We start from the raw sequence: 18886 nt of genomic DNA, 5'->3' as shown, positions 1-18886 counted from the left end.
CTGGGTCACCTCCGCTCCTGCGGGATCCAGTGCCGTCTATTCGTCGTGCCGGATGGACCCGCGGTTGCGCTTGGTTTCCGAGCGCTGCTTCTTGTCCTGCAGCCGCGCCTCCTTCGCCGCGCGGGGAATGCGCGTCTTCCTGCGCGGCTTGGGGATAATGAGCGCCTGGCGGACGAGCTCCACGAAGCGCCCGGTGACCAGCTCCTTGTTCTGGTGCTGGCTTCGCTCGTCGCTGGCGGCCAGCAGCAGCACGCCCTCTCCGCTGATGCGGTTCGCCAGCTTTTCGCGGATGCGCGCCCGCTGCTCCTCCGTCACGCTGGGCGACGCGCCGACGTCCCAGGTAAGCTCCACGCGGCTGGACGACGTGTTCACGTGCTGCCCGCCGGGGCCGCCCGACCGCGTGGCCTTGTAGCCGAGCTCCGCGCGCGGAATCCACAGCGAGTCGTTGATCTGCAGGACCGTCTCTTCGTTCATCCCCTGGCGCTTCCCGGATTGGTTCTGGCGGCCGGCGGCGGTGCCGGGCGTGCGGCGCGGCCACAATCTACTCCGTTCGTGACGGCGGGCACGCCTCTGGCAAAGCCCCTGCCGCCCTGACCCGAACCCGAGAGGAGAACGCCGGAATGCCGCAGCCCACCGTGTCCCAGACGAGCGCCCGCACGCCGCGCCACTACCACCTGATCGGCATCGGCGGGACGGCCATGGCGTCGCTGGCCGGCCTGCTGCGCTCCGCCGGGCACCGGGTGACCGGCTCGGACGAGAACGTGTACGAGCCCATGGCGACGCAGCTCCGCGGCCTGGGCATCGACTACGCCGAGGGGTACTCGCCCGCCAACCTGGACGTGAACCCCGAGATCGTGGTGGTGGGCAACGCCATCTCGCGCGGCAACCCCGAGCTGGAGGCGGTGCTGGAGCGGCGGCTTCACTACACCGCCGCGGCGGTGGTCATCAAGGACGAGTTCCTGCGCGGCAAGCACGTGCTGGCGGTGGCGGGAACCCACGGAAAGACCACGACCACGTCGCTGCTGGCGTGGATCCTGGAATCGGCCGGGCTCAACCCGTCGTTCCTCATCGGCGGCATCGCCGAGAACTTCGGCACCTCGTTCCGGCTGACGGACTCGGAGTTCTTCGCCATCGAGAGCGACGAGTACGACACGGCGTACTTCGACAAGGGCCCCAAGATGTGGCACTACCTGCCCGTCACGGCCATCGTCAACAACATCGAGTTCGACCACGCCGACATCTACCGCGACGACATCGCCTACAACTTCGCCTTTTCGCGGTTCATCAACCTGGTGCCCCGCAACGGCGCGCTGGTGGCGGGATGGGACTCGCCCCTGGTGCGCGAGCTGGCCCCCGCGTCGCACGCGCCCATCGAGTCGTTCGGCTACGGCGACGACTCCGCCGGGGCAAACGGGCACCCGCGCTGGACGGCGCGCGACGTGTCGTTCGGCGAAGAGGGCACGCGCTTCACGGTGCTTCACGACGGGGAGGAGTGGGGGGAAGTGCGCACGCCGCTGACCGGCGCCTTCAACGTGCGAAACTGCCTGGCAGTGATCGCCGCGGCGGAGTCCGTCGGGGCCGATCGCGAGGGCGTGCTCGAGGGGCTGCGCACCTTCGCCAGCGTCAAGCGGCGGATGGAGGTGCGCGGCGAGGTGCGCGGGGTAACGGTGATCGACGACTTCGCGCACCACCCCACGGCCGTGCGCGAGACCATCGACGCGGTGCGGCAGCGCTACCCGGGACGGCCGATCGTGGCCGTGTTCGAGCCGCGCAGCTACACGGCGCAGCGCCGCGAATTCCAGGAGGCGTACCGGCTGTCGTTCGCCGGGGCCGACCGGGTGGTGCTGGCGGGGCTCTTCCATCCCGAGCGCTACACCGCCGAAACGGCGATGAACCCGCACGAGCTGGTGGACGCCTGGCGCGCCGAGGGCAAGACGGCCGACTTCATCCCGGAGCCCGACGACATCGTCGCCCGCCTGACCCCCGAGTTCAAGGGCGGCGAAGTGGTCCTGGTGATGTCGAACGGCGGCTTCGGCGGCATCCACGGCAAGCTGCTGGAGGCGCTGGGCTCGTAGGGCGTCTCGGACTCTGACAAGACGCACGCAGAACCCGTCGCTGTCATCCCGACGGAGCGGCCAAGCCGAACCCGCGGCTGCGCCGTTGCCAGCAGCGACCGAGGGATCCGCCACACAGCGTGCGCGACGCGAGGGAGCCGCGGCTGCTCCGTGCCCGGTCTCTCGTCATCAGAGGAGACAGGTCTGAGCCGGGCGGGCCGCGGGGATGATCCGCCGAGTGTGTGGCGGATCCCTCAGTCGCTGCGTACCGCGGTGTGAGGTCAGGTGGGGCGGGGGCGCTCCTTCGGGATGACAGCGCGGGGCGCTCGTGCCCTCCGCTTTTCCTCCGTGTATATCGTGTGAGACACCGTTGGAGGCGTGCCGAAACATTTCGGGCGCACCGGCGTACACGGGAGCGCACGCCGCGTGGTTGCCAGCACGACCGCGCGGCGGCTATCGTTTGTGATCCCGATGCCACAACGGCCGTCCGCCCTCACCGACGGCGCCGGCCGCTTTTCCCCGAGATACCGATCGTGGCGAAACCCCCGAACGACGCTCCCTCGCGCCGCCGCGCCGACGCCGAGCCGCACCAGTCCGCGCCGCTCAAGGGCCAGCGGGCTCGCAAGGCCGTCAAAAGCGGGGCGACCGCCAGCGCGGGTGGCGCGGTCGAGGGCATCAAGTCCGTGCTCTGGGCCGTGCTGCTGTTCTTCGTCATCCGCACGTTCATCATCACCGCGTACTCCATCCCCTCGGAAAGCATGGAGGAGTCGCTGCTGATCGGCGACTACCTGATGGCGAACAACGCGCTGTTCGGCGCCACCATCCCGTTCACCAGCATCAAGCTTCCCTCCATCCGCGACCCGCACCCGGGCGAGATCGTGGTGTTCCGCCCGGGGTACAACGAGCCGCGCATCGACGTGGTCAAGCGGGTGATCGGCGTTCCCGGCGACACGCTGCAGATGCGCGACAAGGTGATGTACCGCAACGGCAAGCGGCTGGACGAGGCCTACGCGCGCTATCTGGACGAGGGCGACGACCCCATCCCCGAGTTCGGGGCCGGGATCATGATGGACCCCACGGTGCGCACCGACGCGTACGGCTCGCACAACCACTATCCGCTGCTAGTGCCGTCCGTGGACAAGCGCGCCTATCGCCCCAGCCGCAACAACTGGGGGCCGCTGGTGGTTCCGGCCGGCAAGTACTGGCTGATGGGCGACAACCGCGACCGCTCGCTGGATTCGCGCTTCATGGGCCCGGTGCCGCGCGTGGACATCCGCGGAAAGCCGCTGTTCATCTACTTCTCGTACGACAAGATGGATGCGGATGCGGCGTTCCCGCGGCCCATCACCGCCGCGCGCTGGGGCCGGTTCTTCGACCGCGTGCGGTAGAAGCGTTCGGCCGGTGGCGGGACGGGCCGGGGACGTGCGGGTACGAAAGACGCGGAGGCGCCGGGGAGAGATCCCTGGCGCTTCCGCGTTCCTGCAGGTGAACGAGATCCCGGCCGACCCCGATGAGCCTGACGCTTCCCGCAGCCCCCGCGAACCTCGCGCACCTTCCCGATCCCCCCGGGCCGGAAAAGCGCCCCTCGCTGCGTCACCTGCTGGCGTTTCGCCGCGACCCGCTGGGCGACTTCCAGCGGATGAGCGCCCGCTGGGGCGACGTGGTGATGTTCCACCTGGCCAACCGCCGCGCGTACCTGCTGACGCACCCGGACCTGGTCCGCGACGTCCTGGTCACCCACCACCGCAACTTCATCAAGAGCCTGGCGCTGCAGCGTGCGCGCGTGCTGCTGGGCAACGGCCTGCTGACCAGCGAGGGCGAGTTCCACCTGCGCCAGCGGCGGCTGGCCCAGCCCGCGTTCCACAAGGAAAAGATCGCGGCGATGGCCGCCGCCATGGTGCGCCACGCCGAACGCACGGCCCAGTCGTGGCGGCCGGGGATGGAGTTCGACACCGGGCGCGAGATGACCCGGATGGCGCTCGACATCGCCGGCGACACGCTGATGGGGGCGGACGTGGGCGCCGAGGCGGAGGAGATCAACCGCTCGCTCACCGACTCGCTGGCGCTCTTCGACCGGCTTCACAACCCGTTCGCGCCGCTGCTGGACCGGCTGCCCGTGCCCGGCACCCTGCGGATGAAGCGCGCGCGCCGCCAGTTGGACGCCACCATCTACCGCGCCATCGACCTGCGCCGCCGCTCCGGCGAGGACCGCGACGACCTGCTGGGGCTTCTGCTGGCGGCGCGCGACGAGGAGGGCGACGGCGGCGGGATGACGGACCTTCAGCTGCGCGACGAGATGCTGACGCTCTTCCTGGCGGGGCACGAGACCACCGCCAACGCGCTGGCGTGGACGTGGCACCTGCTGGCGCAGAACCCCGATGCCGAGGCGCGCCTTCACGACGAGCTGCGCACCGTTCTCGCCGGCCGCGCGCCGGGCGCGGACGACTATCCCGCGCTGCCGTACACGCGCGCGGTGCTGGCGGAGTCCATGCGCCTGTATCCGCCAGCGTGGACGATCGGTCGGCAGCCGCTGGAGGACTTCGAGGCGCGGGGCTACCGCATCCGCGCGGGGAGCATCGTGCTGGTGAGCCCCTGGGTGGTGCACCGCGACCCGCGCTGGTGGAGCGAGCCCCTGGAGTTTCGCCCCGAGCGCTGGCTGGGCGACGCCGAGGCGTCGCACCCGCGCTACGCGTACTTTCCGTTCGGCGGCGGGCCCCGCAAGTGCATCGGCGAGGGGTTCGCGTGGATGGAGGGGGTGCTCGCCCTGGCCACGCTCGCTCGCCGCTGGCGCCTGCGCCCGGTCGCCGGCGCGGCGCCCACCCCCCAGCCCCGCATCACCCTGCGCGCCATCGGCGTGCAGATGCGGGTGGAATCGGTTAGATGAGGCGGGCTCGACAGCCCTCGCGCTTTGTGTGTATATTGAAAGCGTCATCCCCGGGGGTAGAATCCCGGGTCCCCCTGGCCTGCGGGTCAGGGGTTTGTTCTTGGAGGTGAAAGGAGCCCCGAAGCGCGTTTTAGCTTCGGGGCTCCTTCCTGCTCTCAGGGATGTCCTTATCTAACGCCAAGGAGGATTGCAATTTTCTCCTGTACCTCGACCACGAAGTCGCGCGGAGCACGTTCGGCAAACTCGACCCGTCGTGTATGCCAATCGAGACTCTTTACCTGATCGGCCAGTGCAACTCCACGAATGGCGCCCGTGCTGGGCAGAGCCACCTCAAAAGGATAGCCTTTCGCCTTGCTTGTAATCGGGCAGACAAGCGCCAGCCCCGAAGCGCCGTTGTAGAATGCTGGTGACAGCACCACGCCAGGACGGCGACCGGCCTGTTCACGTCCACTCTGGGGATTGAACGTGACCCAGACCAAATCGCCTCGATCAGGCGTGTAACTGCCCGCTACCATACCTCATTGCCGACCGGTGGGCCGGTGTCGATCTCCGCGTGCCGGTTCTCCGGTGTGATTCCCGCTACCAGTTCCTCGAGCGTGTAGCGGGGCTTCGTGCCGGGAGTGATCACGAGCCGGCCGTCCTCAACGGTCATTTCGACTTCCGACCCGGAGGACAAGGCCGTTTCAGCCGCGTAGGTGTTCGGGATCTTGAGGGCGAGGCTCTGCCCCCACTGCTGAATCTGCGCGCGCATGGCTTCCTCCTGAGTACTTGTTTGCTACACGCAAGATAATCAATTCGTACAAACGTGACAAGGCTGCCGAGAACAAAACCGGCCCCGCGGAGGTGATCCGCGGGGCCGGTTTGAATTTCAGAACTCGCCGTCGTCGCCGATGGGGGCGCCCGGCGGGATGGTGGGTGGCGCGATGCGCTGCTCCGGGGTGTAGTCGCGCTCCAGAAAGCGCGTGATGTCGGCCGTCAGCAGGGCGCGGTGCGCCTGCTCGGGGCTGTTCGGAGTGTGTTCGAAGCCGTAACTGGTGCGGATCTGCATCAGTTGCCCGGCGGCGACGGCGCGCACCTGCGGCATGGGCGCCGTGCCCGCCAGGCGCATCAGGTGGTCCACGACCACGCGCTCCACCGCGCGGTCGATCTCCGCCAGGTACGGGTCGGCATGGCGCCGCGCGAAGGTGCCGCGCACCAGCTGGTCCAGCGTCCACTCCAGCCCCGGCATCGCGGGGTTCAGCGCGTTCTGCTGCACCAGCCGCGCGGCGCGCTCGTCGTTCAGCAGCAGCCCCACCGTCAGGTCCGCCGCCGAGGCCGCCGGCGACACCGCGTCGAAGCCCAGCCCCGTCCAACGGTCGAACAGCTCGCGGTGCGCGCCGTACGTGAACGGGCGCGGGGGAATCAGCTCCAGCAGCGGCCGCGGCATGGCGAGCTCCGCCGGGTCCAGCGTCAGCATCAGGGCCTCGAATGCGGCGCGCTGCACGCCGGCGGGAACGGGCGTCAGCGGGTCCTGGCGGTCGCCGCGCAGCGCGTATGTGTACGACACTCCGCCCAGCACCTTGACGGCCGCCTCCACTTGGTAGCGGTGGTGAAGGTACAGCGGCACCAGCGCCTCTTCGATGGTCGCCAGGGGCCGCCCGGCGCGGATGGCCCGCTCGCCGAAGCGCTGCAGCGCCGCGCGCCGCACCGCCATGGTCCGGCGCAGCTCGGCGGCGGCGTCGGCTCCGTTGTCCCACAGGTGGGCCTGGGGGTGAAGCCCGCCGGGCGCGCGCGCATCCTCGTCCGTCACGAACGTCAGCCCGCGGCCGCGGGTGTCGGCCAGGATGCCTTCCAGCGCGGCGCGTTCGTCCGTTCCCGCGGGAAAGTGCTGGTATCCCCAGGTGATGGCCAGCTTGTCCCAGGCGCCGATCTCGGCCGTGTACGCCTCGGACAGGTCGATGGTGCCGTCCGCGCGCAGCCTCACTTGCGGATGCGGGTAGTCCATCACCGAGGCGCGGCCCTGTGCGCTGGCCACGTAGTTGTGGGCCAGCCCCAGTGTGTGCCCCACCTCGTGCGCCGAAAGCTGGCGGATGCGGGCCAGCGCCATCCGCTCCATCTCGGGCGGGATCTCCGTCCCGGTGGCGTACGGCGCCAGGAGGCCCTCGGCCAGCAGGTAGTCCTGGCGCACCCGCAGGCTGCCGAGCGACACGTGGCCCTTGATGATCTCGCCCGTGCGCGGGTCGGTGACGGTGTTGCCGTAGCTCCACCCGCGCGTGGAGCGGTGCACCCACTGGATGACGTTGTAGCGCGCGTCCAGCGGGTCCATCCCCGGGGGCATCACCTCCACCCGGAACGCGTCGCGGTACCCGGCGGCCTCGAACGCCTGGTTCCACCAGCGCGCCCCGTCCACCAGCGCCGAGCGGATGGGCTCGGGCGCGCCGCGGTCCACGTAGTAGACGATGGGCTCCACGGGCTCGCTGACCGCGGCGGTGGGATCCCGCTTTTCCAGCCGGTGGCGCGAGATGTAGCGCTGTACCACCTCTTCACCGACGGGCGTGGCGTAGTCGAAGAACGAGATGCCGAAGAAGCCCGCGCGCGGGTCGCTGCGGCGCGGCTGGTACCCCGGCGGGGGTAGCGCCACGAACGAGTGCCGCTGGCGCACCGTGACGGCCTCGGGCGTGGGCGCCACGGTGCGGACGAGGGCCCCCGGGGCGTCGCCGGTAAAGGTGAGCGTCACCTCTACCTCGGTGTTGCGCGGAAAGGCCCTGGTGTTCGGCAGGTACAGCGCGCTGCGGGTGGCGTCGAGCCTGTAGTCGCCCTGGCGGGCGCGCTTGAGCGCGGGGATCACGCCGTGCGCGTCGCGCAGCACGAAGTCCGTCGCATCCACCAGCACCCGCCCCTCCGTCTCGGCTCCGACGGTAAAGCCCCACAGCACCGACTGCGCGAACGACTCTTCCACCGCGCGCCGCTCGTCGGGGTCGTCGCTCACCGCGCGGTACGCCTGGTTGGGCTGCACCATCAGCACGCGCGGGCCCACGCGGTCGAAGCGCACCAGCCGCTCGCCGCCGATCTGCCCGCGGTCCAGCCCCACGTCGTTGGAGCCCAGCCCCGACGGAAGCGAGACCACGTAGATCAGCTCCTCGCCCGCGCGGGGGATCTCCATCCACAGCTTGCCGGCGGCGGCGTCCCAGTACACGGGGACGAAGCCGTCGCGGCGGTCCATGCCGCGCGTCTTTTCGGCGATGGAGGGGAGCGGACCTTGCGCGGCGGCGTCCAGGGAGGCCGTAAACAGCGCGAGGGCCAGACCGGCTGCGGTCACGAATCGCGGTGCGGATCGCATAAGCCTTGCTTGGGAAAGTACACGTGCGAGGGGCCGCGCAACTATAGGTGCGCGAAGGCGGTTCCGGCAACACGAAAAGGCGCTGCAAGGGCCCTATCGCTACAAAGTAGCCAACGTGTGTGCGATGTGGACGACGGAAGTCCCCAGAGGAATTATAGTGGACAAAGTAGTCAAAATGGAGCCCCATCCACTGCCGCACCGCGCGGGCTGACGTGGCCGCGGCGCCGGAGTTCCGCCCCATGCTCGCAACGCTCGCCCGCGACCTGCCGGCGGGCGGGGAGTGGACGTTCGAGCCCAAGTATGACGGCATTCGCGCCATCGCCGTCGTCACCGCGGGCGCCGTGGTGCTGCTGACCCGCAACGGCAACGACAAGGCTCACCAGTTTCCCGAGCTGCTGGCCGCCCTCCGCGAGCTTCGCGAACGCCACGGCGCCGACCTGGTGCTGGATGGGGAGATCGTCGCCCTGCGGGCGGGCCAGGTGGTTCGCTTCGAGGCGCTCGCCGGCCGCATGCACACCGAGAATCCCCGCTCCATCGCGCGCCTTTCGCGCGAGCAGCCGGCCGCGTACGTCGCCTACGACCTGCTGCTCACCGGCCGCGACCCGCTGGTGCCGCGGCCCTGGGCGGAGCGGCGGGCGTCGCTGGAGCGCGTGCTGGACGGGCGCGAGACGGACCGGGTGAGGCTGGGCGCCACCTCGCCGGACGGCGGGGCGATGATGGAGGACGCCCGCCGCGAGCAGTGGGAGGGAGTCGTCGCCAAGCGCACCGGCGCGCGCTACCAGCCCGGCATCCGCTCGCGCGACTGGCTGAAGGTGAAATTGGCGCCGCAGGAGGAATTCGTCATCGGCGGATGGACGGACCCCACCCACCCGGCGCGGAAGCTGGGGGCCGTGCTCCTGGGCCGGTACGGCGGCGACGGCCGGCTCCGCTACGTCGGCCACACGGGAAAGGGATTCAGCGAGCGGATGCTGCGGTCGCTGCACGCCCGGCTGCAGCAGCTGGAGCGCTCAACGAGCCCGTTCGATCCGAAGCCGCGGCTCGTGCAGGCGCACCACTGGGCCGACCCGGTCCTGGTGGCGGAGATCCGCTACTCGGAGTGGACCGCCGCGGGAAAGCTGCGCGATTCCACCTTCCTGGGGCTGCGCGACGACAAGGCCGGCGCGGACCTGCTGCGTGACGCGACGGAGGGTGCGGACGATGGCGGATTGGGACGCATCGAGGCCGCGCTGCGGGAGATCGAGGAAGGGGAGGGAAGCGGGACGATCGAGGTGGACGGGGCCATGCTGGACGTCGCGGGCCTCGCGCGTCCCGCCTATCCAGGCTCGCGGTTCACGCGGGGAGACCTGCTGCGGTACTACGTGAAGATGTCGCCCTGCGTCCTTCCCGTGCTGCGCGACCGGCCCCTGGCCGTGGCCTACTTTCCCGGATCACCCAGCAAGCGGCCGATCTACCGCCAGGGCGCCCCACCCGACACGCCGGACGGGGTACGCGTCGACGAGGTGCAGGTGGGGCGCGAGCGGAAGCGGATGCTGGTGGGCGGCGACCTGGCCACGCTCCTGTTCACCATCGCGCGCGGCGCCGTCTCGCACGATCCGTGGCACGCGCGCGTCCCTGGCGTCGACGAGCAGGACTACGTGGTGCTGGACCTGGATCCCATGCCGGCCGCGTCGTTCAGCCGTGTCGTCGAAGTCGCGCGGGTGGCGGGAGAGGTGGTGCGCGACGCGGGGCTGGAGAGCCGGCTGAAGACGTCGGGGCGATCCGGCCTGCACGTCTACGCCCTGCTGCCTCCCGGAACCACGGTGCGCGCGGCGGGTGTCGTGGCCGAGCGCCTGGCGCGCGAGGTGACCCGGCGCGCGCCGGGCCTGGCGACGGTGGAGCGATCGACGACGGCCCGGCCGCGGGACGGCGTGTACGTGGACCACCTGATGTCGCGCCGCGGCGCCAACGTGGCCGGCGCCTACGCCGTCCGCGCCACGCCGGAGTTGACCGTCTCCGCCCCGCTCGCCTGGAGCGAGCTGTCCGACGTGCTCGATCCGCTGGACTTCACCGTGGAAACGATGCCCGCGCGCCTCCGTGCCGTGGGCGACCTGTGGAGCCAGTCGGCCCTTGGGTGAGCCGCGCCACAGGTGAGGCGGCACGGCCCCGGCCGCATCCCAGCGGCACGCCCGAGCCGGCGGATCGGAGCGCGTGGAACGCTGGCCCGTGACTGGGGTTACGGCAGGGGGGCCGGGGTGCACCGGATTTGCGTTTCTGGGGAGCGCCCTCACCGGGTTCCGAAAACTCACGCAGGAAGATCCGTCCGCATGCGCCCATTCATTGCCCTGGCCCTCTGCGCCGCCGCCCTGCCGGCGGTGGCGCGCTCCCAGGAGCTGCCGATTCCGCAGGTGGTGCAGCGCGCATCGCCCGCGGTGGTATCCATCAAGACGTTCGACGCCGACGGCGAGGAGACGGGGATCGCCAGCGGCTTCGTGATCCGCGGCGGGCGCATCGTCACCAACGCCCACGTGGTGGAAGGCGCCGCGCGGGTGCGGGTGTACGACCGCGACGACAAGCTGCTGGGTTCGGCCGACCACGCCGAGGCCATCAGCACCACGTCGGACCTTGCCATCCTCCCCGCAATGGCCCCCGCCGCGCCGCCGATCCCCCTGGCCGCGGCGCCCCCGGAAGTGGGTGAATCGGTGCTGGCCATCGGCGCGCCCGAGGGGCTCACCAACACCGTGTCGGACGGCATCGTCAGCGCGTTTCGGGTTCTGCAGGGGCAGCGGGTGATGCAGATCACCGCGCCGCTTTCCGAGGGATCGTCGGGCGGGCCCGTGCTCAACCGCCGCGCCGAGCTGGTGGGCGTGAGCGTGGCCGTGCTGCGCGACGGCCAGAACCTGAACTTCGCCGTGCCCCTGGCCGACGTGCAGGCGCTGGTGGCCGCGGCGCCCGGCCGGGTGGCCTTTCCGGCGGAGGGAGCCACGCGTGCACGTGGATTCGCGATCGAGTCGGTGGATGGCCTGCGCCGGGTTGCCGTGGGCGAGTCGGTGACGGGTGCGCTGCGCAGCGGCGACCAGCGGGTGGAGGGCGGCGGCTGGTTCGATGCCTACCGCCTCACTGCCCGAAGCGGGGAGCGCGTGACCATCTCCGTGCGGTCCAACGACTTCGATACCTTCGTGGCGGTGGGTCGCGTGGGGCAGGGCAAGGGGCTGGAGGTGCTGGGCTCCGACGACGACGGCGCCGGCGGCACCAACTCGCGCCTGACCCTCGCCGCGCCCGCGGACGGCGAGTACGTGATCGCCGTGCGCGCCTTCGACGAAGAAGAAACGGGCAGCTACACGGTGCTGGTGCGCCGGGCCGAGGCCGCGCCGGCACGGACCGCCGCGGCTGCGGACGAAGAGGACGAGCGGTGGCTGCCCGTGGGCGCCACCGGCACCTACCGCGAAACGCTGGACCGCACGCGCATCGCCACCCAGGCGGAGCGGACGTACCGCGTGTGGCTGCGCCGCCTGTACGAAGAGCCGACCACCGACCAGTACGGCGACACGTACGACCGCGAGATGATGCAGCTGGACTACGACTGCAGCCGGCGGCGCGTGCGGCTGGTGCAGATCCTCCAGTACCTGGGCACGCGCCAGGTCTACGAGTCCGACGACCGCCCCACCAAGTGGACGGAGTGGGGCAGCATCTCCGCCGGGAGCGCGGGCGAGGCCGTCTGCGAGTACATGGCCCGCTGACGGTTCCCCTGCCCGATACGAAGAAGCCCCGCGGCGCCAGGTGCGCCGCGGGGCTTCGTCCATCACCCAGGCCGCGTCAGTGCGCGGGAAGGGTGATGGCGTAGGTGCAGGTTTCGCCGCCCCGCGCCTTGCAGGGCAGCCCCTCGACCGGGTCCACGATAGGCCGGGTGGAGAGCAGCTTGGCGAAGAAGCCCTGGATGACGCCGCGGTCGAAGTCGCAGGGGTACGGCGTGCCGGTGGTGATGGTGCCGTGGCGCGGATCGGTGATGGTGAAGGGGATCACGCCCTGCTTCACCCCGCGGTGGTTCATGTCGTACGCCATGCCGAACGACCCCATCACCTTTTCGAACGTGTCGATCCCCGGCGGCAGCGGCACGTGGTTGGGAATCTGCCGGCCGATCTGGAAGAGGGTGTTGGGCCCCATCTTCTCGCCGATCATCAGCAGCGAATCCACGTACGGCCGCAGCGGATACCAGTCCGCCGGAGTCACCTCCCGGATTCCGTGGTCGCCCAGGATCTGCTCGCCGCGTCGGCGGAACGGGCCCATGGCGGCCAGCATGGAAAGGATGTTGCCCCCGCTGACGGTGGCGTCCAGGGGGATGCGGTCAAGGTTGGTCACGGGCCAGGGATGGTTCGGGGAGAGCCGCCGGACCGCCGCGCGCGAGGACGGCGGCGATTCATCGCGGTGACGCGGATGGAGCGAATGACAATAAATGTGGCCGCCACGTCCCCTGTCAAGGACGCGGCGGCCATGTTCCCTCGCCCGTTACGGTTGCGGGCGAGAGGGAGTGGACTGGATGAACAGATTCCGTCTGTGCCGCCGATGTCGGAAAGCGGGAGCCTGCTCCGCCTCTCCCCGATCGCCTCAGGCGACTGTTTGCAGTTCGGCGCGGTGCGGGGCCCCGACGCCGGCAAGCACGCCCGGCGTGGCGCAGACGATGGCCACCAGCGTCTCGTCGCCGTGGTCCAGCCCCAGGTAGCCGTCGCGCGCACGGACGCGCACGCCGCCCGACTCGCGGCCCTGGAACGCCTCCAGCTCCGGGTAGGGCTCAAAGCCAGCGTCGCGCATCCGGCGCACCCAGTTGTCCACCGGCTCGTGCCGCTCGAAGCGTGCCTCTTCGGCGTTGCCCACGATGTCGTCGATCTCGCGCGCGAAGAACATCTTCATCGCCGCCTTCGTGGGCTCGTCCACCTCCAGCGCGTCGATCAGGCCGAAGGTGAGCCCGAAGTGGTGCCAGGCGGCCTGGAACCGCTCCATCAGGTCGGGGGAGTCGTGGTTGCTGCTGGGCTCGCACAGCACCACCGCATCCGGCTCGAGCTCGCGCAGGCGGTGGAACAGGTCGTCGCGCGTCCGCCGCTCCGGGGCCGAGCGCACGTGGTGCACGGCAAAGGCGCCCAGCACCACCAGCGGCGCGCCGAACGAGGCGAACTCCGCCCAGTCGGCCTCGTCCAGGTCTTCCACCAGCTTGTGCACGGGGAAGAAGGCGAGCTCGAAGCCCAGCGTCTCCGCGGCTTCGCCCAGGTTGAAGGAGGCCTCCAGCAGGCTTCCCGCGTCGGGCTCGATGGCGATCACGTTCAGCTTGCGGGGCAGGGTGCCGCGCTGGGCCAGCAGGTGCACCAGGGCCACCTCCTGCCGCCCCGAGCCGATGCCCACGTCCAGCAGCGTCACCTCGTCGTGCCCGCCCACGAAGCTCGCCAGCACCTCGTTGGCCAGCGGGCCGGCCATGGCCACGGTGGGCAGGTGCTCGGCCAGCAGGTTGAACAGGGTGATCTGCGTCTTTTCGTACTGGCGCAGGTACAGGTTGATCTCGGCCGACTTGTCGGACTGCAGCCGCCGCGAAAGCGCCGAGGCGAAGATGAAGTAGCGAAGGTCTTCGGGACGCCCGGGCTGAAGCTGGCCGTCGACCAGGCCGGCCAGCAGGTCGCGGGCAACGGAGTCGCGGCCGGCCAGGTGTTCCTGCACCACGGCCACAAGGAAGGCGTACTTGCGAGTTTCCATGCGAGGGTTCCTCTGTGCGGAATGGGCGCGGGTGCGCCGGGGGTTTGCCGCCCAGCCAGCCGGCTGGTGCGGCCCTGCGCTTTCGTTCTCGCCTCGGCGGGAAGGAAAGGCAGTGGCGGGTTAGCGCGCGTAGATTACGTCGTGGCGTTCGCACAACTTAGCGGGGGTAAACACCCCTGTAAAGTGGATTTAGTTGACGCCACAGGTGGTACTTGTACACCACCGATCAAACGCAGGTGAACACAGTGGATAGTAAAAATCCGGAATATTTTTTACACATTTCCCGCCACCGAGCGGACAATCGGATTCGAGGTTCATCCGCGAGGATGAGACAACGGCGCCACACATGAATCGGCGTGTCGGGTGATGATGCCGCGTTCCCGCACAGTTCTGCGGCGGATGGGCCGCCCGCCGGGAGAGTTGAAGCCCGACCGAGGCACCCGACCCTGGGGTGTACCCCCTCTCCCACGCTGTTTGTGGGAGAGGGTGGCACGCGTGTCAGCGCGGCCGGGTGAGGGCCCCGACAGGCAGCCGAGGCCCGGGCTCCGTGACCGCTGCCGCGCCCGGGCCTGTACGTGCCCCGGGCTGGATCCTTCGGCCCGCGAAGCTCGTCTTCAGGGCTGGTACGGCGCGCCTGGGCCTCAGGATGACATCGCCTCGCTCAGTCGTCTGCCCCCGCACGTCGCTCTTGCGTGAAAGTGGTTTGTGATGTAAAGTACTTGACCAACGGCGGAGCATTTCCGAAACCTTCGGCCTGCAGGTCTCGTAGCGAACGTTGTGTGACTTCCGCCCGCCCGAAGTCACCGGCTCGAAACGAAACCCTTGCCTCCACCGTACTGGATCGTTAGTGTACTAGTAGGCTGGTACAGCGCTCACCCATCAACCCCGAGAGATCCTGCGATGCAGAGATTCCTGTTCGCCGCCCTTGCCTGCACGCTCCTGAGCGGCGGCGGCCCGCTCCTGGCCCAGACACCCCCCCAGCGCCCGCCCCAGCAAGGCGGTGCACCCCAGCCCCCCGCCGCCGGCCCCGGAGAAGTCCGCGGCACGGTGGTGGACGCCGGCACCAGCGCCGCCGTGGCCTCGGCCAGCGTGGCGGTGCGCAGGGCGGCAGACTCCACGCTCGTTGCCGGCGCCATCGCGCGCCCGGACGGGTCGTTCCGCATCGACGGGCTGCGCCCGGGCAACTACGTGCTCCGGGTGAGCATGATGGGGTACGCCGCCCAGACCTCCACCTTCACGGTCACGCCCGCCGCGCCGCGGGCCAACGCGGGAAGCATCCGCCTGCCGCGCGCCGCCGTGATGCTCGACGCCATCCAGGTGACGGGCCAGGCGCAGCAGGTCACCATCGCGCCGGACCGCAACGCCTACCGGGTGCGCGACGTGGCCCCCGCGGCCACCAGCGCCAGCGAGGTGCTGGAGTCGGTGCCGTCGGTGCAGGTTGATTCCGACGGTAAGGTGAGCCTGCGCGGGAACGAAGGGGTCGTCGTGCAGATCAACGGCCGCCCGGCGCCCATCAGCGGCGCGCAGCTGGCCGCCTACCTGAAGCAGCTTCCCGCCAACACGCTGGAGCGGGTGGAGGTGATCGCCAATCCGTCGGCGCGGTACGATCCCGAGGGGATGGCCGGCATCATCAACATCGTCCTCAAGCAGGGCGTGGACCTGGGCGTCAGCGGCGGCCTTCAGCTGGCGGCGTCCACGGCGGACCGCTACGCCGGGTCGGGCAACCTGGGATACCAGGCGGGTGCCGTCACCTTCTTCGGCAGCTACGGCTACAGCACCGACGACCGCACCGTGGGCGGCGTCAACGACCGCACGCGGCTGTCCGGCGGGACTCCGCTCTCCTATACGGAGCAGGACATCACCGGCGGCAACGGAAACGCCGGCCACAACCTGAACGCCACCCTCGACTACCGGCTGAACGAGCGTGACGTGGTTTCCAACGCGCTCGCCCTGAACCTGCGCAACTCCAACGAAAACGCGCTGAGCGCCTACGGCGTGTTCAACGGCTCGCGGCTGCTTCTGGACGAGTACCAGCGGGTGCGCGACACGCAGACCGACGCCTTCATGGCGGACTACACCCTGGCCTTCAAGCGCACGTACCAGCCGCAGCGGCACGAGTTCTCGGCCGAGCTGCGCGCCAATCGCCTGGCCGACGAGGACCGCGTGGATCTCTGGCGCCAGACGGCCCCCGGCCTGGGCTTGAGGGACGCGGAGCAGAACGTCACCGCGCTGACGATGTACCAGTTCACCGCCCAGGCCGACTACACGCGGTCGTTCGGGCAGCGCACCAAGCTGGAGACGGGGTACAAGGGCACCTCGCGCCTGCTGGACCGTGACTTCGACGTGCGCGAAGACGCGCTGGGCACCGGCGTGTGGGCGCCCAGCGACCTGAGCAACGCGCTGGAGTTCGACGAGACCGTGAACGCCATCTACGGCGTGTACAGCCGCGGCATCGGCAAGCTGGAGCTGCAGGGCGGGCTGCGGGCGGAGTACGCCAGCCGCGACTTCTCGCTGGCCAACTCCGGGGAAAGCTTTCCGTACGACTACACCAGCTTCTTTCCGAGCGGGCTGGTGAGCTACAAGGCGAGCGACAACACGCAGGCCAAGCTCAGCTACTCGCGCCGCATCAACCGGCCCGGCAGCGGGCAGCTGAACCCGTTCCCCACGTTCTTCGACATCCAGAACGTTTTCGTGGGCAACCCGCGGCTGAACCCGGAGTACACCGACGCCCTGGAGCTGAGCCTTCAGCACTCGGGCGCGCTGGGATCGCTCCAGTTCTCGCCCTTCTACCGCCGCACCACCGACATCATTCGCGCCGTCGTGGACACGGACGACGTCGTGAACGGGCGCGAGGTGACGTCGGTAAGCTTCAAGAACCTGGACACGGGTACGTCCTGGGGCGCGGACATGAACGGATCGCTGCGGCTGGGCCAGACGTTCAACGGCCTGGCGTCGTTCAACGTCTTCAAGATGGTCACGTCGGGCACCGGCGGTGAGTCGAGCCTGGCCACCGACGCGGTGACGTGGATGGCGAAGTTCAACGGCACCTACAACGTCACGCCCCGCACTTCGTTCACGGCGCAGTACCAGTACCGCGCTCCCATGCAGATCGAGGGCGGGCGCTTCGACGCCGTGCAGATGGCCAACCTGTCCGTCCGGCAGAAGCTGTACGGCGAGAGGATGAACCTGACGCTGCGCTTGTCGGACCCGTTCAACACGATGCGCTTCCGCATCCGCGCGGGCGACGACAACCTCATCCAGCTGACGGAGCGCACGCAGACCTCGCGCGCACTGCACCTGACGCTGCAGTACACCTTCGGCAGGCCGCCGCGCGTGCGGCAGACGCCGCAGCAGCAGGACGGTGGCGGCACTCCGTTCGGCGGCCTCTGATCCCGGAACGGCGGTTTCACGCAGAGGACGCAGAGTAAAAAGAGAGGACGCAGAGAACCCCATTCGGTTCTCTGCGTCCTCTCCGTCATCCTCCGCGTCCTCTGCGTGCTGCTGTTTTCCGTTCGGGTCAGTCGTCGTGGTCGTCCCACTTGATGAACTCGAAGCCCGTGCGGCAGCGGTTGCACCAGTACTGCGCCACCGAGAGCTGTCCACCGAAGGGGTTCAGCAGCCTGGTGTCCGTTCCCTCGCAGAACGGGCAGGGGGCAGACTCGGGGAGCCCGTCCACCCGGGCGGGTTCGGCGCGGGGCTCGGGCATCAGTCCAGCAGCAGGGCGCGGTTCTTGTCGCCGCGGGCGCGGGCGGCCGTCACCTCGTCCAGCTCGCCGCCCGTGCGGCGGGTGCGCTCGTTCCATCCTGTCCAGTCCAGCGCCGCGCCGCAGGCGAAGCCCTCCGCGCCGCGCGACACGTCCAGCGCATCCCCCATCCCGATCTCCTCCAGCACCGGCCCCACCTTGGCCAGAAAGCGCTGGCGCAGCGTCGCTGGATCGTACGCGGACAGCCCCTCGCTCGTCAGCCGCTGCGTGCCCGGGGCCGCATCATCCCCCAGCCAGAGCAGCGCCTGGGGCATGTAGCGGCAGAGCGAGTCCTGCAGCTCGGGGCGCAGCTCGTCGATCGAGGCGATCTTGCGCACCCAGCCGGCGGCGTACTGAAAGTGGAAGCGCTCCTCGTCCAGCATCTTCTGCACGCGGTTGAGCGCCGGCGTGTAGCGGCTGTCGGCCAGCGCGCCGTACTGGGTGGCGAGCGCCGTGTCGATCAGCAGGATGCAGGCGATGAAGTCGCTCCACGATTCGAAACCGGCGTCGAGCGCGGGGTGGCTGCGGTACTCGGCGGCCGGGCGCTCGTGCTCCAGCACCTTGGGCTCGTCGCCGAAGTCGCCCAGGAGCGCATAGGTGAGGCGCGCGTGGCCCCACTCGTCCTGCGCCATGGACGACGCGGCGATCCCCGCCTCCAGCGTGGGCGCGCCCAGCATGCGGTCGCTGTAGCGCAGCCCCAGGACGCGCTTGCTGTCGGCCAGCGACAGGATCAGGTCGCCCAGGGCCTGGCGCGACTCGTCGGAAAGCTCCGAGGCGGACTCGATGCGGGCTTCCGGAGAGGCGACGCTCATCGGGCCTCCTTCACGGCCATCTCGCTGCCGCCGTACGAGCCGGTGCCGCGCGCGTGGACGATCTCCTGTGCGCCGTCCTGTCCCATCATCGTCACGAAGGTGCTGTGCTCGGGGTCCACGGGAATGATGGCGGATCGCGGGATCACGCACATCTCTTCCCAGTTCTGCTCGTCGTATTCCTTCCAGGCGTACACGCGGGCCAGGTCGCCGTTCATGGCGTTCACGAAGCCGATGTGCCGCAGCGGCTCGCCGCGGTTCTTGCGGGCGAAGACTTCGAAGACGGGTTCGATCACGGAAGGACGAGTGCGTGAGTGCGTGAGTGCGTGAGTGCGGAACTGCGTGGCGCCTCGTGCAGTTTAC

15 protein-coding genes are annotated in these 18886 nt (G+C 69.9%); 6 read left to right on the top strand and 9 right to left on the bottom strand.

Features of this window, described 5'->3' with window-relative positions; all coding sequences use genetic code 11:
* Positions 1-36 precede the first annotated feature (36 nt).
* Positions 37-474, bottom strand: a complete 438-nt coding sequence (gene arfB / locus VGB24_RS17025; protein WP_331074145.1) for an alternative ribosome rescue aminoacyl-tRNA hydrolase ArfB — start codon at positions 472-474, stop codon at positions 37-39.
* A gap of 146 nt (positions 475-620) precedes the next feature.
* Between arfB and mpl the strand changes: the two genes are divergently transcribed.
* From mpl to VGB24_RS17010, 3 genes are all read left to right on the top strand, one after another.
* On the top strand, positions 621-2075 hold the full coding sequence (mpl, locus tag VGB24_RS17020) for a UDP-N-acetylmuramate:L-alanyl-gamma-D-glutamyl-meso-diaminopimelate ligase (RefSeq protein WP_331074144.1): 1455 nt from the start codon (positions 621-623) through the stop codon (positions 2073-2075).
* A gap of 512 nt (positions 2076-2587) precedes the next feature.
* Positions 2588-3442 carry a signal peptidase I gene (gene lepB, locus VGB24_RS17015; RefSeq protein WP_331074143.1) on the top strand — a complete coding sequence of 285 codons (855 nt, stop codon included), beginning with the start codon at positions 2588-2590 and terminating at the stop codon, positions 3440-3442.
* A gap of 122 nt (positions 3443-3564) precedes the next feature.
* Positions 3565-4938: a cytochrome P450 gene (locus VGB24_RS17010; RefSeq protein ID WP_331074142.1), complete on the top strand. Its 1374-nt coding sequence runs from the start codon at positions 3565-3567 to the stop codon at positions 4936-4938.
* Positions 4939-5105: 167 nt separating this feature from the next.
* Here the strand turns inward: VGB24_RS17010 and mazF are convergent, their stop codons facing one another.
* From mazF to VGB24_RS16995, 3 genes are all read right to left on the bottom strand, one after another.
* A complete protein-coding gene (mazF, locus tag VGB24_RS17005; RefSeq protein WP_331074141.1) occupies positions 5106-5453 on the bottom strand; it encodes an endoribonuclease MazF in 348 nt (115 codons plus the stop codon).
* The gene (locus VGB24_RS17000) at positions 5447-5689 is read right to left on the bottom strand and encodes an AbrB/MazE/SpoVT family DNA-binding domain-containing protein (protein ID WP_331074140.1); all 243 of its coding nucleotides are present in this window, start codon (positions 5687-5689) and stop codon (positions 5447-5449) included. The genes mazF and VGB24_RS17000 overlap by 7 nt, the downstream gene beginning before the upstream one ends.
* Before the next feature lie 117 nt (positions 5690-5806).
* Complete coding sequence (locus VGB24_RS16995) at positions 5807-8236, bottom strand: zinc-dependent metalloprotease (protein ID WP_331074139.1); 2430 nt, start codon at positions 8234-8236, stop codon at positions 5807-5809.
* Between the two features lie 260 nt (positions 8237-8496).
* On the opposite strand from VGB24_RS16995, the gene ligD reads away from it, so the two are divergent.
* Both ligD and VGB24_RS16985 read left to right on the top strand, forming a co-directional pair.
* Positions 8497-10371: a DNA ligase D gene (gene ligD, locus VGB24_RS16990; protein WP_331074138.1), complete on the top strand. Its 1875-nt coding sequence runs from the start codon at positions 8497-8499 to the stop codon at positions 10369-10371.
* Positions 10372-10560: 189 nt separating this feature from the next.
* Positions 10561-11973 carry a surface-adhesin E family protein gene (locus tag VGB24_RS16985; RefSeq protein ID WP_331074137.1) on the top strand — a complete coding sequence of 471 codons (1413 nt, stop codon included), beginning with the start codon at positions 10561-10563 and terminating at the stop codon, positions 11971-11973.
* Positions 11974-12049: 76 nt separating this feature from the next.
* Here VGB24_RS16985 and VGB24_RS16980 read toward each other — a convergent pair whose 3' ends face one another.
* Together VGB24_RS16980 and VGB24_RS16975 are read right to left on the bottom strand one after the other, a co-directional pair.
* Positions 12050-12592 (bottom strand): hypothetical protein, encoded by a 543-nt coding sequence (locus VGB24_RS16980; RefSeq protein WP_331074136.1) that lies wholly within the window; start codon positions 12590-12592, stop codon positions 12050-12052.
* Positions 12593-12838: 246 nt separating this feature from the next.
* Positions 12839-13972 (bottom strand): GRAS family protein, encoded by a 1134-nt coding sequence (locus tag VGB24_RS16975; RefSeq protein WP_331074135.1) that lies wholly within the window; start codon positions 13970-13972, stop codon positions 12839-12841.
* Between the two features lie 900 nt (positions 13973-14872).
* On the opposite strand from VGB24_RS16975, the gene VGB24_RS16970 reads away from it, so the two are divergent.
* The gene (locus tag VGB24_RS16970; RefSeq protein ID WP_331074134.1) at positions 14873-17362 is read left to right on the top strand and encodes a TonB-dependent receptor domain-containing protein; all 2490 of its coding nucleotides are present in this window, start codon (positions 14873-14875) and stop codon (positions 17360-17362) included.
* A gap of 127 nt (positions 17363-17489) precedes the next feature.
* Here the strand turns inward: VGB24_RS16970 and VGB24_RS16965 are convergent, their stop codons facing one another.
* The 3 genes from VGB24_RS16965 to VGB24_RS16955 are packed head-to-tail and all read right to left on the bottom strand — an operon-like array spanning position 17490 to position 18819.
* Complete coding sequence (locus tag VGB24_RS16965; RefSeq protein ID WP_331074133.1) at positions 17490-17678, bottom strand: hypothetical protein; 189 nt, start codon at positions 17676-17678, stop codon at positions 17490-17492.
* Positions 17678-18526 (bottom strand): 1,2-phenylacetyl-CoA epoxidase subunit PaaC, encoded by an 849-nt coding sequence (locus tag VGB24_RS16960; RefSeq protein WP_331074132.1) that lies wholly within the window; start codon positions 18524-18526, stop codon positions 17678-17680. Before VGB24_RS16960 ends, VGB24_RS16965 begins: the two co-directional genes overlap by 1 nt.
* Positions 18523-18819, bottom strand: a complete 297-nt coding sequence (locus VGB24_RS16955; protein ID WP_331074131.1) for a hypothetical protein — start codon at positions 18817-18819, stop codon at positions 18523-18525. The genes VGB24_RS16960 and VGB24_RS16955 overlap by 4 nt, the downstream gene beginning before the upstream one ends.
* Between the last annotated feature and the right edge of the window lie 67 nt (positions 18820-18886).

This window comes from Longimicrobium sp. (assembly GCF_036399935.1).
GTDB lineage: Bacteria > Gemmatimonadota > Gemmatimonadetes > Longimicrobiales > Longimicrobiaceae > Longimicrobium.
Note: the sequence above shows the minus strand (reverse complement) of the source record. Positions and strands in the feature narration are given on the sequence as shown.